This window comes from Paenibacillus durus ATCC 35681, assembly GCF_000993825.1.
Taxonomy (GTDB): Bacteria; Bacillota; Bacilli; order Paenibacillales; family Paenibacillaceae; genus Paenibacillus_AQ; species Paenibacillus_AQ durus_B.
On sequence record NZ_CP011114.1, the window covers coordinates 2,923,317 to 2,939,941 of the forward strand.

General features: G+C 52.0%; 9 protein-coding genes and 1 riboswitch. All 9 genes read right to left on the bottom strand.

The window, feature by feature from the left end:
* Positions 1-14: 14 nt before the first annotated feature.
* Complete coding sequence (locus VK70_RS13450; RefSeq protein ID WP_025696976.1) at positions 15-1,268, bottom strand: bifunctional 3,4-dihydroxy-2-butanone-4-phosphate synthase/GTP cyclohydrolase II; 1,254 nt, start codon at positions 1,266-1,268, stop codon at positions 15-17.
* Positions 1,269-1,306: 38 nt separating this feature from the next.
* A complete protein-coding gene (locus VK70_RS13455) occupies positions 1,307-1,984 on the bottom strand; it encodes a riboflavin synthase (RefSeq protein ID WP_025696973.1) in 678 nt (225 codons plus the stop codon).
* Between the two features lie 17 nt (positions 1,985-2,001).
* Complete coding sequence (gene ribD / locus VK70_RS13460) at positions 2,002-3,105, bottom strand: bifunctional diaminohydroxyphosphoribosylaminopyrimidine deaminase/5-amino-6-(5-phosphoribosylamino)uracil reductase RibD (RefSeq protein ID WP_046723387.1); 1,104 nt, start codon at positions 3,103-3,105, stop codon at positions 2,002-2,004.
* A 218-nt stretch (positions 3,106-3,323) separates the two neighbouring features.
* Positions 3,324-3,491: riboswitch (FMN riboswitch) on the bottom strand.
* Positions 3,492-3,661: 170 nt separating this feature from the next.
* Positions 3,662-3,817, bottom strand: a complete 156-nt coding sequence (locus tag VK70_RS27220; RefSeq protein ID WP_081754875.1) for a helix-turn-helix domain-containing protein — start codon at positions 3,815-3,817, stop codon at positions 3,662-3,664.
* Between the two features lie 462 nt (positions 3,818-4,279).
* Positions 4,280-4,684, bottom strand: coding sequence for a RidA family protein (locus VK70_RS13465; protein ID WP_025695914.1), 405 nt, complete (start codon positions 4,682-4,684; stop codon positions 4,280-4,282).
* On the bottom strand, positions 4,671-5,891 hold the full coding sequence (locus VK70_RS13470) for an MFS transporter (protein ID WP_025695913.1): 1,221 nt from the start codon (positions 5,889-5,891) through the stop codon (positions 4,671-4,673). The genes VK70_RS13465 and VK70_RS13470 overlap by 14 nt, the downstream gene beginning before the upstream one ends.
* Entirely contained in the window at positions 5,888-6,772 is an 885-nt protein-coding gene (locus VK70_RS13475; RefSeq protein WP_081754874.1) for an alpha/beta fold hydrolase, read from the bottom strand. The genes VK70_RS13470 and VK70_RS13475 overlap by 4 nt, the downstream gene beginning before the upstream one ends.
* 4 nt (positions 6,773-6,776) lie before the next feature.
* The gene (locus VK70_RS13480; protein ID WP_025695911.1) at positions 6,777-12,986 is read right to left on the bottom strand and encodes a non-ribosomal peptide synthetase; all 6,210 of its coding nucleotides are present in this window, start codon (positions 12,984-12,986) and stop codon (positions 6,777-6,779) included.
* A complete protein-coding gene (locus VK70_RS13485) occupies positions 12,986-16,171 on the bottom strand; it encodes a non-ribosomal peptide synthetase (protein WP_025695910.1) in 3,186 nt (1,061 codons plus the stop codon). The genes VK70_RS13480 and VK70_RS13485 overlap by 1 nt, the downstream gene beginning before the upstream one ends.
* Between the last annotated feature and the right edge of the window lie 454 nt (positions 16,172-16,625).

Genomic DNA, 16,625 nt, shown 5'->3' on the forward strand with positions numbered 1-16,625 from the left:
TTTGAATATCGGCTTTACGCCTTGGAGCTTTCGTTCTGCTCAATATCGTCGAAATTCAACAGGTGGCCGAGCTTCGACTGCTTCGTGTGCAAATAATTCGTATTGTCTTCGTTCTCCGGCATCTGGATCGGCACGCGCTCCACAACTTCAAGGCCGTAACCTTCCAGACCTTTGATTTTGCGCGGGTTATTCGTCATCAGCTTGATCCGGCGAACGCCCAAATCCTTTAGGATCTGCGCGCCGATTCCGTAATCACGCAAATCCGCCGGGAAACCAAGCTCCAGATTCGCATCAACCGTGTCGAGACCCTGTTCCTGAAGCTTATACGCCCGCAGCTTGTTGATCAAGCCGATGCCCCGGCCTTCCTGGCGCATGTAGAGCAGAACGCCTTTGCCTGCGGCTTCGATCTGGCGCAGCGCCGCTTCGAACTGCGGACCGCAATCGCAGCGGTGGGAATGGAAGACATCGCCGGTAAGGCATTCCGAATGCACGCGGACCAGCACCGGCTCGTCTCCGGAAATATCCCCTTTAACGAGAGCGACATGCTCTTTATCATCCACCTCGTTCGTATAGGCAATGGTCTGGAATTCACCGAAATCGGTGGGCAGACGTATCGACACTTCACGGGTGACCAGCTTCTCCTTCTCATTGCGGTAATGGATCAGGTCCGCGATGCTGATAAGCTTCAGATCATGCTTCCTGGCAATTTCATGCAGATCGGGGAGACGGGCCATCGTGCCGTCTTCCTTGACGACCTCGCAAATCACCGCTGCGGGATAGGCGCCGCACATACGGGCCAGATCCACGGCGGCCTCGGTATGGCCGCTTCGGCGCAGCACGCCGCCCTTTTTGGCGATCAGCGGGAACATATGCCCAGGTCTGCGGAAATCCGCCGGACCGGCTTTCGGGTCCATAATCGCCTTGGCGGTCAGCGACCGCTCATAGGCCGAGATGCCGGTCGTCGTATCCTTATGGTCGATCGATACGGTGAAGGCCGTCCCGTGAAAATCGGTATTTTGGCTGACCATCGGCTTCAGATCCAGTTCCGCCGCCCGCTCCGCCGTAATCGGCAGGCAGACAAGCCCGCGTCCTTCGGTAATCATGAAGTTGATCACTTCCGGCGTCGCCCGTTCCGCCAATGCGATAAAGTCACCTTCATTCTCGCGGTCTTCGTCATCGACAACGATAACAACCTTGCCGCGCATCAAATCGTAGATGGCTTCTTCAATCGGGTCCAGGCGAATATATTCATTATTATATTGGCTCATTTCCTTGACCTCCTGGTTCGCTGTATACTTTCGGAATCTTATAAAAAACCGTTCGCCGCCAAAAATTCGCTGCTGATACGGGAGCTCTGTGCCTCTTCCTCATCCTCTTCATTCTGCGGGGAGGAGCCGTAGCGGAGCAGATGATCCACATACTTACCCAGCACGTCGCATTCGATGTTGACATGATCTCCGGCCCTCTTGTCGGCAAGCACGGTTTCGCCGAGTGTATGCGGGATAATGGACACGGTGAACGATGAAGCCGCCGTACCCGCCACCGTCAGGCTGATGCCGTCAATCGTGATTGAGCCTTTTGGAATAATGAATTTGAACAGCGACGCGCGGCCCGGCGCAATCTCGAATACAACGGCGTTCTGATCGCGCTTTACGCCTCGGATCGTTCCCGTTCCGTCGACATGGCCCTGCACGATATGCCCGCCGAAGCGCCCGCCGGCCGACATCGCCCGCTCGAGATTGATCCGGCTGCCGGTCCGCAGTTCCTTAAGCGTGCTGTTGCGGTAGGTCTGGGGCATGACATCGGCGGAAAAGCCGTGATCGCTTATCGAGGTCGCCGTCAGACAGACCCCGTTGACCGACACGCTGTCGCCGATTTTGAGATCGTCCATGATGACGGAAGCATTAATATGCAGCACCATCACCTCGCCGCCTGAGGAAACACCGCGCAGCACGCCGACTTCTTCGATCAATCCTGTAAACATCCTGCTTCCCCCTCCTTCTATGCTGGCTCGGGTGTGCCGCTGATGCACACATTATCTCCGAGAACCTCGACTTCCACTCCCCGCAGCGTAATGGCATTTCTCATCAGCTCCACCCCGTCAAAAGAAAACGCGGCCGGCGCCTTGGAGCCGCCTCCGACAATCTTCGGAGCGAAAAAGAGCACCACACGGTCTACAAGCCCCTGCTCCAGCATCGCCCCGTTCAACTGACCTCCGCCTTCCAGCAGGATGGAACCGATCTCCAGTTCGCCGAGCCTGGACATGGCGGCATTCAGGTCCACTTGCGGTCCTGCGCCGCAGCGCAGCACCTGCACCCCGGCCGCCGTCAGCGCTTCTTCCCTCCCGGCATCGGCGGTTTCCGCCGCAACAATAATCGTCTGCGCCTGCTTGTCAGTCACAACCGACGATTCAAGCGGCGTGCGGAGATTCGAATCGATAATGATCCGCACTGGATTGATGCCCGGAACCTCGGTCCGGGTTGTGAGCGAGGGGTTGTCGGCAATGACCGTACCTACGCCAACCATGATGCCCTGATGACGATGCCTCATCGTATGTACGATGCCCCGCGCCGCCTCGTTCGAAATCCACTTGCTGTCGCCGGTCCGCGTGGCAATTTTGCCGTCCAGCGTACTGGCGCTTTTCAATGTGACAAAAGGCCGCTTCGTCAAAATATATTTGATGAACTTCTCATTGAGCCGCAGGGCGCGTTCGCGCAGCAGCCCGACCTCCACTTCGATCCCCGCCTCCCGGAGCATCGCAATTCCGCGTCCGGCGACCTGCGGATTCGGGTCCTCGCAAGCAATGACGACCCTTGCCACGCCTTCGGCAATCAGCCGCTCGCTGCACGGGGGCGTCTTGCCGTAATGACTGCAGGGCTCCAGCGTTACATAAGCGGTGCTTCCCGCCGCCTGTCCGGCCGCCATATTCAGCGCATGCACCTCCGCATGGCCCGTTCCCCGCTTGAGATGGGTTCCCAGGCCGATTACCGCCCCGTCTTTAACGACGACGCAGCCGACAACCGGATTAATTCCCGTCTGCCCCTGAGCCCGTTCAGCCATGTCGAGCGCAAGCGACATATAGAACTCGTCATTCATTACATTCATGTCTAACCTCCGATCCCCTGCACATCGTCAATTGTCATAAATCTAAAAAACCCATCCAATACTCCTTCGAGGAGCCTTGAATGGGCAGTTTGAGAGTGTGAAAGCATCCACAATAATATACGAACAAGTCCCCGAACATCAAGTTCTTGTGAATTATCGCACATAATAGCGGAAACCATTTCATTGGGCCTGCCTTGTTAGACAAGAGCAAGCGGCGTTCTCTCCTTCTTCCATCCAGACTATACTGTCGGTCCCGGAATCTCACCGGGTCCACCGTCCGCGCAGCAAGCGCGTTCCGGGTAGCGGACTTGTCTTTCGCATGCCGCTTACGCGTCATCCGAATCATCACCGCCGGTAGGGAATTTCACCCTGCCCTGAAGGATATACAACTATTTTATTAGATTCCTATGGTGACCTGTCAACCCCTATGAATGCTTAAAGTCTTGCTGCACTTGACCATTTAAATAAGGGTCCAACTTAACGGTAATATTACCACCACTGTTTTAAAAACACAAGTGCTACATCTGTTATTACTGTACTAAGAATTGTCATACTATTATTCACCCTCAAGCCATCGAAAAAAAGCATCCCTCGATACTTTAATTACTTTCCTCCCTCCCAGACGCTGAACTGGGAAAGGCGGGTCCTTCAGAAGCTCATAGGTCTGTCTTCTTCCAATACCCAAAATTTCTTGAACGTCAGTTGATTCCAGTACAAGAGGTGTCTTGTGTTCATTTTAAAAATTCGTACCAGATTAATCGCTCCAAAGTTGAATCTTCACCTTCGTTCCACCCTGGAGAGCTGCCTGGGCGACTTTTAATCCATCGTTCTTTCGCCGTTCTTATCGTTATAACATCATCCCGTGTTATTGCCACTTGCCCTGGTATGTCATTTATATCAATACTGGACATTCAAAGGTTCTCCAGTTTTAATAAAAGCATTAAAAACCACCCATATTAGACGTTTATTAATGCTTTTATTTTTTTGCTATTTAATCACCTCAAGATCGTACGAACCGAACGAAAATACTCCGTCCATCATCCCGCAATTCTTTTAGCGAGATGATGGTTCTTGAACATGAATACTTACCGTTTTTCTTGGTGATCGTACAAGTCTTAATCTTCTCTTTAAAGCAGCCAATGCTCCTAAGTTCGCTTTCAGTTAATCGTATCTGCTAGTTCCCAACCGCAATTGCTTCAATCTCAATCAATATGTCCTCTTGGATGAGCTTTCTAACTTCAACTACAGAACTCGCTGGCGGATTCACTGTATTAATGTACTGATCTCGAATTACCCGTACCGTCTGCATCTGAACTATATCGGTCAAGAAAAAGGTCAATTTCACCACATCATCAAAGCTGACCTCAGCAGCGTTCAATGCGGATTTGATATTTTCGAAGACCTGTCGAGTTTGTGCGTTCAGATCCCCCGCCCCTACCAATAGGCCTTCCTTATTCAGAGGCACCTGTCCAGATATATAGATGGTCCGAGCGTTTCTAGCTTCCACTACGTGGGTGTAGCCAAACGTCGGGGGCATGGTCTCAGGGTTTTTAAATTTGATTCGTTCATTGGTCGACATGAGCTTTGCTCCTTTCGAATTTTCTTAATCGCAGACGTCTCTGTTGAAGCTCATACAAGCCGGATGCTACCACAAGAGGGACGAGCAACATTCCGGTCAAGAGATAGCTGCGAGAAATACCGACTGCCGTGGTCAGCGGCTCTGTGATCACCGGGGAGAAAAACTGTCCCATGAAAGAAAAGAGCATCATCGTCCCGATCGCACGCCCTTTGAGCGCAGCTGGCACAAAGGATAGCAACCAAGCATTCAAATTCGGTAGAATTGTGCCAAGTCCCACTCCGATCATCATGAGCGCCACGATCATGACATAGTAACCAGTCGCAATCGACAACAGCACATAAGCGGCGACAACCAGCGAGAGTGCGAGCATAGTGATTCGCTGAAACGTGAGTCTATTTTTAAGACGATGATATTGAGAGGACACGATCCCCCAACTCAACCCCACAACAGCCAACAGCCCTCCAGCTTTCATGCTGTTACCATCAGAAAACGACTGCACGTAGAACGGAAGGTACACTGGAACCATGAAGTAAACGACCATATTGACGAACGTGATGATACAGACAAACGCTGTCCGAGCTTTTGGCATCTGCACATTCGTCTCAACTTGCGAAGTTCCCCCATCCCCAGATCGAGTCGTGCGCGTCTCGGTGATGAGCCAGATCGCGGTCGGCAGGATCAGGAATGAAACGGCGTAGATTAAGAATGGCCACCGCCAGTTGAAGTCTGCAAGCACTCCGCTCAGAGAGACAAAGAGCACGTTGCCAAAAGCCATGAACAGCGACTGCCGACCCATGGAGGTAGCCAACTTGGAATCATGTGCGTAGTCGCCGATGAGCGCGGTCGCACTCGTAGTGAGAGCCACTACCGAGATTCCCAAGATAAAGCGGGTGATCAGGATCAACGAGAGGGACGTCAGGAAAAATCCTGAAATCCCTGAGATCCCATACAAAACCAACGCTGCGACAAAGACCCTCTTTCGGCCCCAACGGTCTACCACGAATCCCGTCAACGGGCCAAACATTCCCGCCGAAAGCGCAGGAATCGACAGCGTAATCCGGACCAGAAAGTCGCCATTCGGGTTATCCCCGAAATAGTCGGCCATCTGCGGAAGGCTCGGTGCGATCGCCGTTGTACCAATGATCGTGATCATGCTGGCCAGCATGAGCGTCAGATCACGCAGTGCAATCCGAAAACTCGCCGTCATCGCCGGACACTCGTAACGAAGCTCGTGACGATCTCTGCCAGCTTCTCAGGCTCGTCGAACTGCACCGCGTGACCTGTCTCCAACGTTTCCATCTGGATGACCGGCGATTTCACACGCTCTTGCACCATTTGCTTCACACAGTCGTTATCTACCAAGCGCTCTTTGCTCCCAAAGACCGCAAGCACCGGCAGTTTGCTGATCTCAGACAACGCGAGAAGCGACCAGTCTGCCAGTTCGGACCAGACCTTATACGTACTCTCCGTGACCTTCCACAGACGAAGGTCGTCTTTCACGACAAAGTCATGCCAATCTACTTGGTCCGTAAAGTCAGTCGGCTGAAGCGGGACCGGCATGAACGCATGAGTCGGTACCGGGTTCAAATCAAATTCTTTGAGAACCTCGGTCATCGCATACTTCGTCAATCTCAAAACGTCACTGTAGCGCTCTTGGAATGCAAAGCCCGGAGCGATCATCAGGAAGGACGATAAGATGCCTTCCGCCTCCAGAACCGATGCGACGATTGTAGCTACTTGAGCGCCGAAACACCAGCCTGCCAAGTGGATGCGGGTATAGGAACCCTGAAGCGAGCGAATAAACGAAACCATATCCTCAATCTCTCGCTCTTTGGACGGCAGGTGACCGCGGTTCACCAAGTTAAGGCCGGAACCACGGCGATCGACCGCGATGAAAGAGATCTCCGATTTCGAGACTATCCCCTCGCCGAGGGGTGCCTGCCACGCAGAGTGACTGATACCGCCGTGCAAAAGAACAATCACGTCGCCTCCTTTCGATTGACCCCAAAGCCGGTAATGAGTCTGATAGCCGTCCGACTGTATATGCGTCTGGATCACGGCTTCTTGAAATTTAATCATTTTTATCATCTCCTTATATCATCATTGAGTATAAGACCCGACCAATCTCTTGCATATTCAGTTCAACACGAGCCTCCGCATCTTCGATCATCCTGGTATAGACCGCTTCATACATCTGTCCAATGATTTCCACTTGCTGCTTCGACAGCACACGGCCATCAGCATTCAGCGTTAGGACGAGCCTGTTTTGCAGATCGTGGCCCATGTTGGTCAGCAGATTGAAGTCAGTGTGTTCAAACCATTGGATGCCCTTCAATGTGAGATCCGAGTAATGCTTGAAATGCGTATAGTTAAATACTGTCTCAAATAGTCGCTCTTGCCCAAAGTCGCTTTGGATGCTGGCAAGCGGATACCGTCTATACCGAAGGCACCGACGTTCCGTTTCGAACGTCTCCTGAATAAGGTCTCCCCACGTCTGTCCGCTGATCTCTTGCCGGAACGGCAAAAAGTTCAGGAACATTCCTAGGACGTTTTCCCCTTCCTCTTCTTCCAGTCTCCCATTTGTGAACACGCCCGTCAGCACATCCTTCTCTCTGCACAACTGGCTTATGACCGCCAGATGCCCAGCTAGCAGTACGTCCTTCATCGGAACACCGAGACGTTTCGACAGACTACCAAGGTTTTCATGCATCTTGGAATCAAAGCAGACCTGAGTCTCGCTCCATCTTGCCCCTTGTTCGTCTCGTTGCGGCCGAAGCAACGAATTGTACCGGAAACTGAGCAACTCCTTCGACCAGAAAGCGCGCAATTCCTCCGAAGTCTGGCTCTCTTGCTCAATCTTCACATAGTCCCGATATTTTAGCTTCGGGATCTGAGGCAGTTTTACTTCGCCGGATGAGATCGCCTCACTGTACATCTGAACCAGTTGCTGCATGAAGATGGACAGGCTCCAACCATCGATAACGGCATGATGGAAGCTCAACGTCAACTTGAAATCTTCCGGACCGCAACGGTGCGCAAAAAATTTGACCAATTCCGCTTTGGAGAGGTCAAATCCGCTCCCCTTCTCCATGTCGAACCATATGCGGAAGGACTTTGCTTGTTCTTCTTCAGACAAGAAACTGATGTCGGTGACATCGAGATGCAGCTGAACCGAACGGTAGACCAGTTGCATCGGGATCGAGTACCCCTCGAACGCAAAGGCCGTACGGAATATCTCGTGTTCCTGCAAGAGCTGCTCCAAGCAATCGCGAAGCAAGGCTTCATGAAGAGGCAATCCGAGATGATATGCAAACACATCTTGATAGACAGACTGTTCAAGGTCGATCTGGTTTTTGTTAATCATGTACAGTTGCATAGCAGTGGCCGGATACGCATCCACCATATCAGGCAGGAACACCCTCTCCTGCTCAGGCACCAGTTCAAACGGTGTCATTTGAGTGCTCTTCGTCCCAGACCCATACATGGATTCGCCAAGTTCAGCTAGTTGTTGGATGGTCGTTTTTTCAAATACGTCCTGAATACTTAAATTAATGCCTAACCGTTTGAACTTGGCGACCACACGAATGGCGATGATCGAATCCATTCCGAGCCTCATGAAGTCGTCATAAATCGAGATGTCATTCATACCCAGCGCCGTTGAGACGATTTCAGCGACCTGTCCTTCGAGGACGGTTCGCGGTGCGACGCGGGCCTGACGCCCTTGCATTATCTCAGTACCCCCGTCTTGCTCGTGGTGTGCTCCCGCTCTACGGCGGCTCACTTCGGCCAGCCCGGAGACTTCCTTGTCAGACATCGCATGGGCTGCGATATCTAGGAAAAGTTTCAAGTATTGACGCACGAGGTCTTGATCCACACGAGAGACATCATAGTTCACCGTCAAGCGAAGTTGATCGGAGAAATGATCTCGATGCGCGTGCACAACGACCGGAAGATTGGTCTGCTCAAAGTAGCGGACATTCAAGATTTTAACAGAGCTGTGTTCTTTCTCCCCATACACGTGAAAATCCGTATAGTTGAAGGCGACGTCGAACAACTCTTTTTGGCCGCTCCGCTTGAGGATCTCAGCCAGCGGGTATCGGCGGTATTGCATCGCCTCTTGCTCCAGTTCAAAGACGCTCTGAAAGACCGATGGCCAAGCGTCAGACGATAACTCCGTCATCAGCGGGATCGTATTGAGGAAGAGACCCGCTACATCTTCTGCGCCCTGCATTTCGGGACGGCCGTTCACCACGAGGCCGGTTATGACATCGCGAGTCCCCGCCAAGCGACTCAGGACATGGAGATGCATGGCAAGGAGCACGCTCTTGATCGGCAAGTTGAGTTCATGGGCGGCAGTCTGAAACTCCGCCCTCAGTTTTTCCGGGATCACCTGCTCAAGCGATGCTACAACCCCAGGTTTCCGTTTCACGTGGTTTTCTGCTTCTATAAATAGCAGCGTCGGCGAAACACCGGAGACCTTCTTCATCCAGAAGTTACAATGCGCCGGATCACGCAGCGACTGTTGCTCAAGGGCAACGTAGTTGCTGTACAGCAACTGCTCCTGCTTCAGCATAAGGTTCGCTCCCTTCACTTCGCTCAAGAGGTATGCGTAAGCTATTAGGAAATCGCTGAGGACTAAGGCCACACTCCATCCGTCCAGAATCGCATGATGGAAGGAGAAGCCGAGATTGAAGATGCGCTCCGACCGGATGTGGATCTGAACCCGGAAAAGCGGTGCTTGCGCAAAAATAAACTCACGTCTCTTCTCGCCTTCGATCCAACGGTCGATGGCTTCATCTTGCTCAGACACAGCCAGATGACGAATGTCAGCCATTTCCACCGGTGGTTCCAACTCGGAGTAGATGAGTTGAAGCGGCTCGCTGAATGCTTCGAGATCAAAGGCCGATCGCAACTGCGGACGGTTGGCCACGACTGCTCGGAGAGCCTTGATCATCAGCTCAACATGCATTGGCGCTTCGATATCATAGGCAAAAATGTCATGATAGACAGGAGACTCCTCATGGAGCATCGAGTGATAGATCATCCCTGACTGAAGCGTTGCGAGAGGCCATGCATCTTCGATCTCAGTACCGACCTGTTTCCGGTCGGCTTCGTCGACGAGTTGGAAAGGCGCAATGACTTCTTCCGCCATCTGCTCCGCCAATGTCAACTTTTTCGCAAGCTGACGAATGGTAGGATTCGCAAAGATCTCATGGACCTCAACCTGATAGCCCATTTCCCGCAACTTCGCAGCTACTCGTATGCTCAGAATCGAATCGCCACCCAGACGGAAGAAGTTCGTTTCGACACCGATCTGCTGGTGCCTCAGCACGTCTTGCCAGATCTGAAGCAACAAACGTTCCTGCTCTGTGGAAGGCTGGACGACCGCCTCGGTCAGATCGAGGCCTGCAAACGGATCTGGTAAACACTTCCGATCCAGTTTCCCGTTCGCCGTCGTCACCAGTTGCGGGACATGGACGAAGACCCGTGGCACCATAAATTCCGGTAGCTGATCGGCGACCCACTCCTTGGACTTTTGCGAATCGAATTCATCGGCAACCACATACGCGCACAGCATCTTTGTCCCTTTTGCTTCATGTACTACGACAGCCGCGTCCCTCACCCCCGGCATGCAGCGTACGACAGCCTCAATCTCGCCGAGTTCGATGCGGAACCCTCTCAGCTTAACTTGGTTGTCGATGCGGGTCAGGTACTGTATCTGACCGTCCGGGAGATAGCAAGCGAGATCACCCGTCTTGTAGAGCCTAGCTCCAAGTTCTGTCGAGAATGGGTCAGGAACGAACGCTTTCTCTGTCAGGTCATCCCGATTGTGGTAGCCTCTCGCTAAGGCAACTCCGCCGATGTACAGTTCTCCCGGAGCTTTGATCGGCTGAATCTGCATGTGCGAGTCCAACACATAAAGCTGAACGTTGTCGATCGGCTTCCCGATCGGCACCACATTACCCGGATAATCGAGGGTGCAGGCCCAATAGGAGACATCGATGGCAGCCTCGGTCGGACCATAAAGGTTGTGTAGTTCGCAAGTCAGGGTCTCGTAGAACTTCTCGACCGCCGTGTACGACAAGGCCTCCCCGCTGCAGAAGACGAGACGAAGCGAGACGCAGTAGTCTGCTAGGTTGTCTTCTTCAAGGAAGACATTCAGCATCGACGGGACGAAGTGCATGACGCTGACCTGCTTCTCTTGGATGACTCGTTTCAGATAATCCGGATCACGATGCCCACCAGGTTCTGCCATCACGATGCGCGCGCCGAACATCAGCGGCCAGAAGAACTCCCAAACAGATACGTCGAAACTGAATGGCGTCTTCTGCAAAATGTGATCTTTGCCGGTCAACCGATACGCACTCTGCATCCAATACAGCCGGTTAAACAGCGCCTCGTGCCGGTTGACGACCCCCTTCGGACGGCCTGTCGATCCCGATGTGTAGATCATGTAGCAGGACGAATCCGGTCCCAAATTGCGCTCCACATTAGACTCATCGAAAGCGAACAACTCCAAATCGGCGAGCACAACGGCCTCCGTATTGAATTCCGCCAGCGCCTCTAGGTGCCATTCCTGCGTGAGAATGAGCGGAACATCAGAGTCTTCGATCATATAGCGGATGCGATCGGCCGGATACTCTGAATCGATCGGGACATACGCGAGACCCGCCTTCATGATAGAGACCAGGGCGACGACCATCTCGATGGATCGATCCATGTACACGCCAACAAACTCCCCCTTTGTCCCCCGCTTGCTCAGAAGGAATCGAGCCACCCGATTAGTTAGGCTGTTCAACTCGCTGTATGTCAACGAGCGATCCTTGAACTCGACAGCAACCGCCTCAGGCGTCTGTACCACTTGCGCCTCGATCATCTCGATAACGTTAGTCTTCGGGTACTCAACCTGAGTGTCGTTCCACACATCAAGGATCAGACGCTTCTCGTCATTGGGTACGACCGATACGCGAGAGATTTTCACATCAAGGTCCAAAGCCAATTGATCCAGCAAGTGTGAGTAATGATTCATCATACGTTCAATTGAGTTGGCATCGAAGAGGTAGGTATTATATTCAACCTCAAACTCGAAGTATTCCCCCACATCACTGACATAGAGAAGCAGGTCGAATTTAGCACCCGTGCGCTTGAATGACACAGGTTGGCAGAGGATCTCGGTACCGAGTTTCAACTGCGGCTTCTTCCCAAGCAACGTCATCATCGTCTGGAACACCGGGTTGTAGCTCGGGTCCCGCTCGATGTTGAGGCTTTCCAGTACCTTAGGATACGGCGCATCTTGGTGTTGCAACATCTCGAGCGCCCGTTCGGACGCTTGCATAACCAACTCCCGGAACGTCATTTCCCCGTCCAACATCAAAGTGAGAGCCGCCGTGTTGACGAAACAGCCGACCGTGCCAAAGTGGTCGTAGTCATCGCGATTGAGAACGGTCGTGCCGATGGTGATCGCATTCTGGCTGCTGTAGCGATTCAATAGAATGGCGTATGCGGACAACATTGCGCCAAACTCTGTCGTGCCAGCTGCTTGGAAGGACTTGTCCATCAAGCCCGAGACTTTGCTTTTGGGAAGGTTGACCGTGTACGTAGAGCCCCTAAACGTCTGCTGGGCAGGACGAATCCGGTCGACCGGGAGATTCAGCAAGTCTGTTCTGCCTTGCAGCGTACTCTTCCAGTACTCGATCTTCTCATGGAACGCCCCCTCATCATACTCCTGACGCAAACGTGATACATAGTCGTGGTACGAGGCTACGGGCTGCTGAGCGGCTAGCTGTCCGGACTGGCACTGGGCGATGTAGTTCCGACCAATTTCGTCTAAAATGACTCCCATGCTCCACCCGTCTGTCACGATATGGTGGACCGTGATTCCGAGGACGTATTCTTCCTCCGTTATCCGTATAATGACCCAACGAATCAACGGACCGGAGGCGAGATCGAACGGCCGGCTATACGCATCGGCGATCCTCTCATCGGCCTGCTCCCGGGCTTCCTCAGCGCTCAGGTGGTGCAGATCGACGACTTTTACAAACTCGGGCACGCTGTCGTGAACGATGGCTCTCAATCCATCCACCGTTTCCACGAACGTCGTGCGCAGTGACTCATGACGTTCGACCAAGCGATGTAAAGATCGAACTAACCACTCCACTTCGAGATAACCTTTCATCTGGAAAACAAGCGGCTCATTATATGCAGGGCCGCTTTCCCTGCACATGCGTTCAAGCAACCAAAGGGTCTCTTGCGTGTAGGACACCTTCAAGCCGTATTCTTTGACGTCACGCGAAACAACCATCAATTCGATCCTCCAATCGGTAGTCTGCAGCTTTTCTGTTGATCTCTAGCGTTAGTCCGCTCCTCAATGGCCACTGCGATCTCCTCGATCCGCCGCAGCTTGAACATATCCTGCGGTGTCAAAAAAATCCCCTCACGTTTACAGAGTGCTACGATCTTCAGGGCAGCAAGGGAATCGCCGCCCAGTTCAAAGAAGTCATTTTGGACGCCCACTTCAGAGCGGTCCAGGATCTCGGACCAGATGCCTGCGATCAATTCCTCCATCAAGTTGCGCGGTGCGACGTAGTCAGTCCCGTATCCTTTGGCATAGAGATCCGGCTGTGGGTATTGCCTGCGGTCCACTTTTCCGTTTGGCATCAACGGCAACGCGTTAAGGTAGACATAGAAGGACGGAATCATGTACTCCGGCAGCTGTCCGTTCAGGAACAAGCGCAGATCTTGGACCTGAGGATGCTCTCCCTTGCAGACGATGTAGGCGACAAGTAACTGATGACCTGGCTTGTCTTCGCGCAGGAGGACAACCGCTTGTTGCACGGATTCATGACGCTGTAGTACCGCCTCAATCTCTCCCAATTCAATGCGTAACCCGCGAAGTTTGACTTGATCGTCGATGCGGCCCAAGAATTCAAGTACACCACCTGGCAGAGTGCGTACGAGGTCACCCGTTTTGTAGAGCCGCTCCCCTTCTGCAAACGGATGAACGACAAATCGTTCCGCCGTCAGCTGCGGACGATGAAGATAACCGATCGCAATACCTGCACCCCCGATATACAATTCACCAGCAACCCCTTGCGGCACGGGTAGCTGATACTCATCCAACACGTAGACTTGCGCATTGGCAATCGGACGGCCGATCGGTACCATATTTCCGCTACCGCCGCGCTCGGCCACCCAATAAGTAGAGTTGATGCAGCACTCTGTCGGGCCATAGAGATTGATCAGATCTACGTTCGGCAACATTCCGAATAGTCGTTCTTGCAACTTGCGCGTCAGCTGCTCGCCCCCGGCAAACACGCGCGTTAGTGACGTACAATTGGCAAAGTCTTCTTGCTCCAAAAGCATGCTCAAAATTGTTGGCACCACTTGCAAAGTCGTCACACGATATTCTTGAATCTCCTGCAGCAGAGTCGCCGGGTCCAACTGAGTTTCGGGTTTGGCAAACACTAGTTGAGCACCTGTGAGCAGCGGGGCGTAAAACTCCCAAACCGAGGCATCGAAGGAAAAGGCTGTTTTTTGCAGGACACGGTCTGAAGCACTAAGGGGAAATTCCGCTTGCATCCACTGCATGTGATTACAAATAGCCCCATGCCCCACCACAATGCCCTTTGGCTGACCTGTCGAACCGGACGTGTAGATGACGTAAGCAGGGTGTTCGTCGGTCATATGCAAATCGAGGTTATCCCACTTTTGCGTTGCAGAGTTTGCCCTTGCCAGATCGTCGAGCAAGATTACTTTCACCGATTGATCCTCAAAACGCTCCGCTAAATCTTGCTGTGTCAACAACATCTCCGTTCGTGAATCCTGCAACATATACGCAATACGTTCCATCGGGTAGTCGATATCGAGCGGCAGGTAAGCCCCTCCTGCTTTGAGTACGGCGAGCATCCCAATGATCATGTCCAAGGAACGTTGGCAAGCTATCGCTACGATTTTTCCCGCCACCACACCATTGGTTTGCAGATCACGCGCCAAACGGTTGGCCCTGTTGTTCAACTCCTCGTAGGACAGCGTCCGTTCTCCAAACAGGACGGCGATTTGATCCGGAGTCTTTGCGACTTGATCTTCAAACAGTCGGTGCAGAGCCTGATGATGCGAAAATTGCACACCAGTCTGATTCCAAGTGACCAGCAACTGCTCCTGCTCCTCCTCACTGATAATCTGAGTACGGCCAATCGGAGACTCAGGTTCGTTCATCACTTGTGTGATCAATCGTTCGAAGTACCTGCACAAGCGCTCCAGATCCGCACCACACAACACATTCTCATTGTAATGGTAGTCTATCACCAATCTACCATCTGCTTGCTTTACCCCCGACAAGCGCAAGTCGAAGAGATCAAAGCAAACCGATTGCCGTAAAACGGTGAACGTCAAATCACCGGCCGTATGACGTGCCTGCAGGTCTGTAAAGTCATACCCAAACGGGAGATACGGCACACCCGAATCTGCTTGTATCGCTTCCCAAGAGAAACTTTCTTGCCACTTCCGGCTCTCTTCGGCAGACAGTTTCACAAGACCAAGCACCGAACGGAAGGAATCCCCTCGATCAAATCCGCCTGCCAACGGCACATACCGTGCCAACGGCCCGATTACAGCCAGCAATTCCTCATCGCCACGCCCGTCATAAGCGACGCCGACCATCGTCGGTCCTCTCGTCAAAAGAACCAATAATGCTTGCCATGCAGCCAAAAGAACAATAGAAACTTCTGTCCCTTCCGCCACTGCCAATTTGGCCATGCTATCCGCTGTTTCCGTCGGTACCTCCCAAGTCAACATGCGTGGTGAAAAAGTAATACCCTTTTGTGTCGATTTTGCGAATGGCAAATGAATATCAAGAGCCGATGTAAACTCTTGAGTAGCCCAGTAATCGCGTCTTTCTTTGCCATCCTCTGCTTCGAGCAATTCGTTATATCTATCGCTCAGCACCGCATACGAAATGCCCTCTTCTTCACCACCATCGGTAGTATAGCCTGCAAGCTTCCCATACGACCGGGTCAACTCGTTGACGAACGGCTGGATGGCATTGTCGATCAACATCGTCGGCAGAGCGATCAGCAACAAATGCTTGTCCGGTGCGAACGTGACCATTTCAACTTGAAACAAAGGTCCTTTTTCCAAGTTGAAGAAATGTCCGGGGAATTTGGCGAACAGATGATCTAAGTACACTTGCTGTTCATTCGGAGACTGAAACTGCGAATCAAACTCCCACTCGTCCCACTGCACTTGAAACTCTTCCCCCAACACCTGCACCGGGAGCATCGTGCCCGGCAACACATGGAACGTCGTGCGTAGGACTTCATGCCGTGCTGCCATCTTCTGCAACGAAGCTTTAAGCAACGTCCGATCCACATTTCCTTCGAGTAACATCATCGCGCGTGCGAGAAACGCTTCGTGCTGGCCGTCCTGTCCCAACTCCCAGATCCGTCTTTGTTGCGGAGAAAGCCGATACTCTTCAATCTTTCTCAACATCCGTTCTACCTCCATTTCTGCGTCGAGTTTCGAAACCCGTTGAGTCTCCTTATTCTAACCTCTGCATCATCTCCAAAAATTCATTCGGACCCTAATTTAGTTACTAGAAATTTATTAAAATTTGTATTTTTAAATCTAAATTAACTAATGAAATAATAGATGAACTATTTTCTAATCATATACATTTGTGTTCTTTATTTACTGTATCATAGCCACTATGTCGAAGTAAGTGGATTTCTGTCACTAAAACTGTATAAAATAATCTTTTTTTAAAATTTCTGCATCGATTCCATGTGCAGCAGTCTGCTCATACTCTTCTGGTGTGATGTAGTAATATAAGGCTTAACAAGTTACTCCTCCCTTTTACGTATTGTTCCTCGAAGTATTGTTTTACGATGTAGCAAAGCTCCAGCCGAATTGACTGGAGCCTGTTACAATATGATGATGTCTTATA

Bases quoted from the DNA above. Each gene is read 5' to 3' on its own strand.
- VK70_RS13465 (WP_025695914.1), bottom strand. From the start codon at position 4,684: ATGTCGACCAATGAACGAATCAAATTTAAAAACCCTGAGACCATGCCC.
- VK70_RS13485 (WP_025695910.1), bottom strand. From the start codon at position 16,171: ATGTTGAGAAAGATTGAAGAGTATCGGCTTTCTCCGCAACAAAGACGG.
- VK70_RS13480 (WP_025695911.1), bottom strand. From the start codon at position 12,986: ATGGTTGTTTCGCGTGACGTCAAAGAATACGGCTTGAAGGTGTCCTAC.
- VK70_RS13470 (WP_025695913.1), bottom strand. From the start codon at position 5,891: ATGACGGCGAGTTTTCGGATTGCACTGCGTGATCTGACGCTCATGCTG.
- ribD (WP_046723387.1), bottom strand. From the start codon at position 3,105: ATGAATGTAATGAATGACGAGTTCTATATGTCGCTTGCGCTCGACATG.
- VK70_RS13450 (WP_025696976.1), bottom strand. From the start codon at position 1,268: ATGAGCCAATATAATAATGAATATATTCGCCTGGACCCGATTGAAGAA.
- VK70_RS13475 (WP_081754874.1), bottom strand. From the start codon at position 6,772: ATGATAAAAATGATTAAATTTCAAGAAGCCGTGATCCAGACGCATATA.
- VK70_RS13455 (WP_025696973.1), bottom strand. From the start codon at position 1,984: ATGTTTACAGGATTGATCGAAGAAGTCGGCGTGCTGCGCGGTGTTTCC.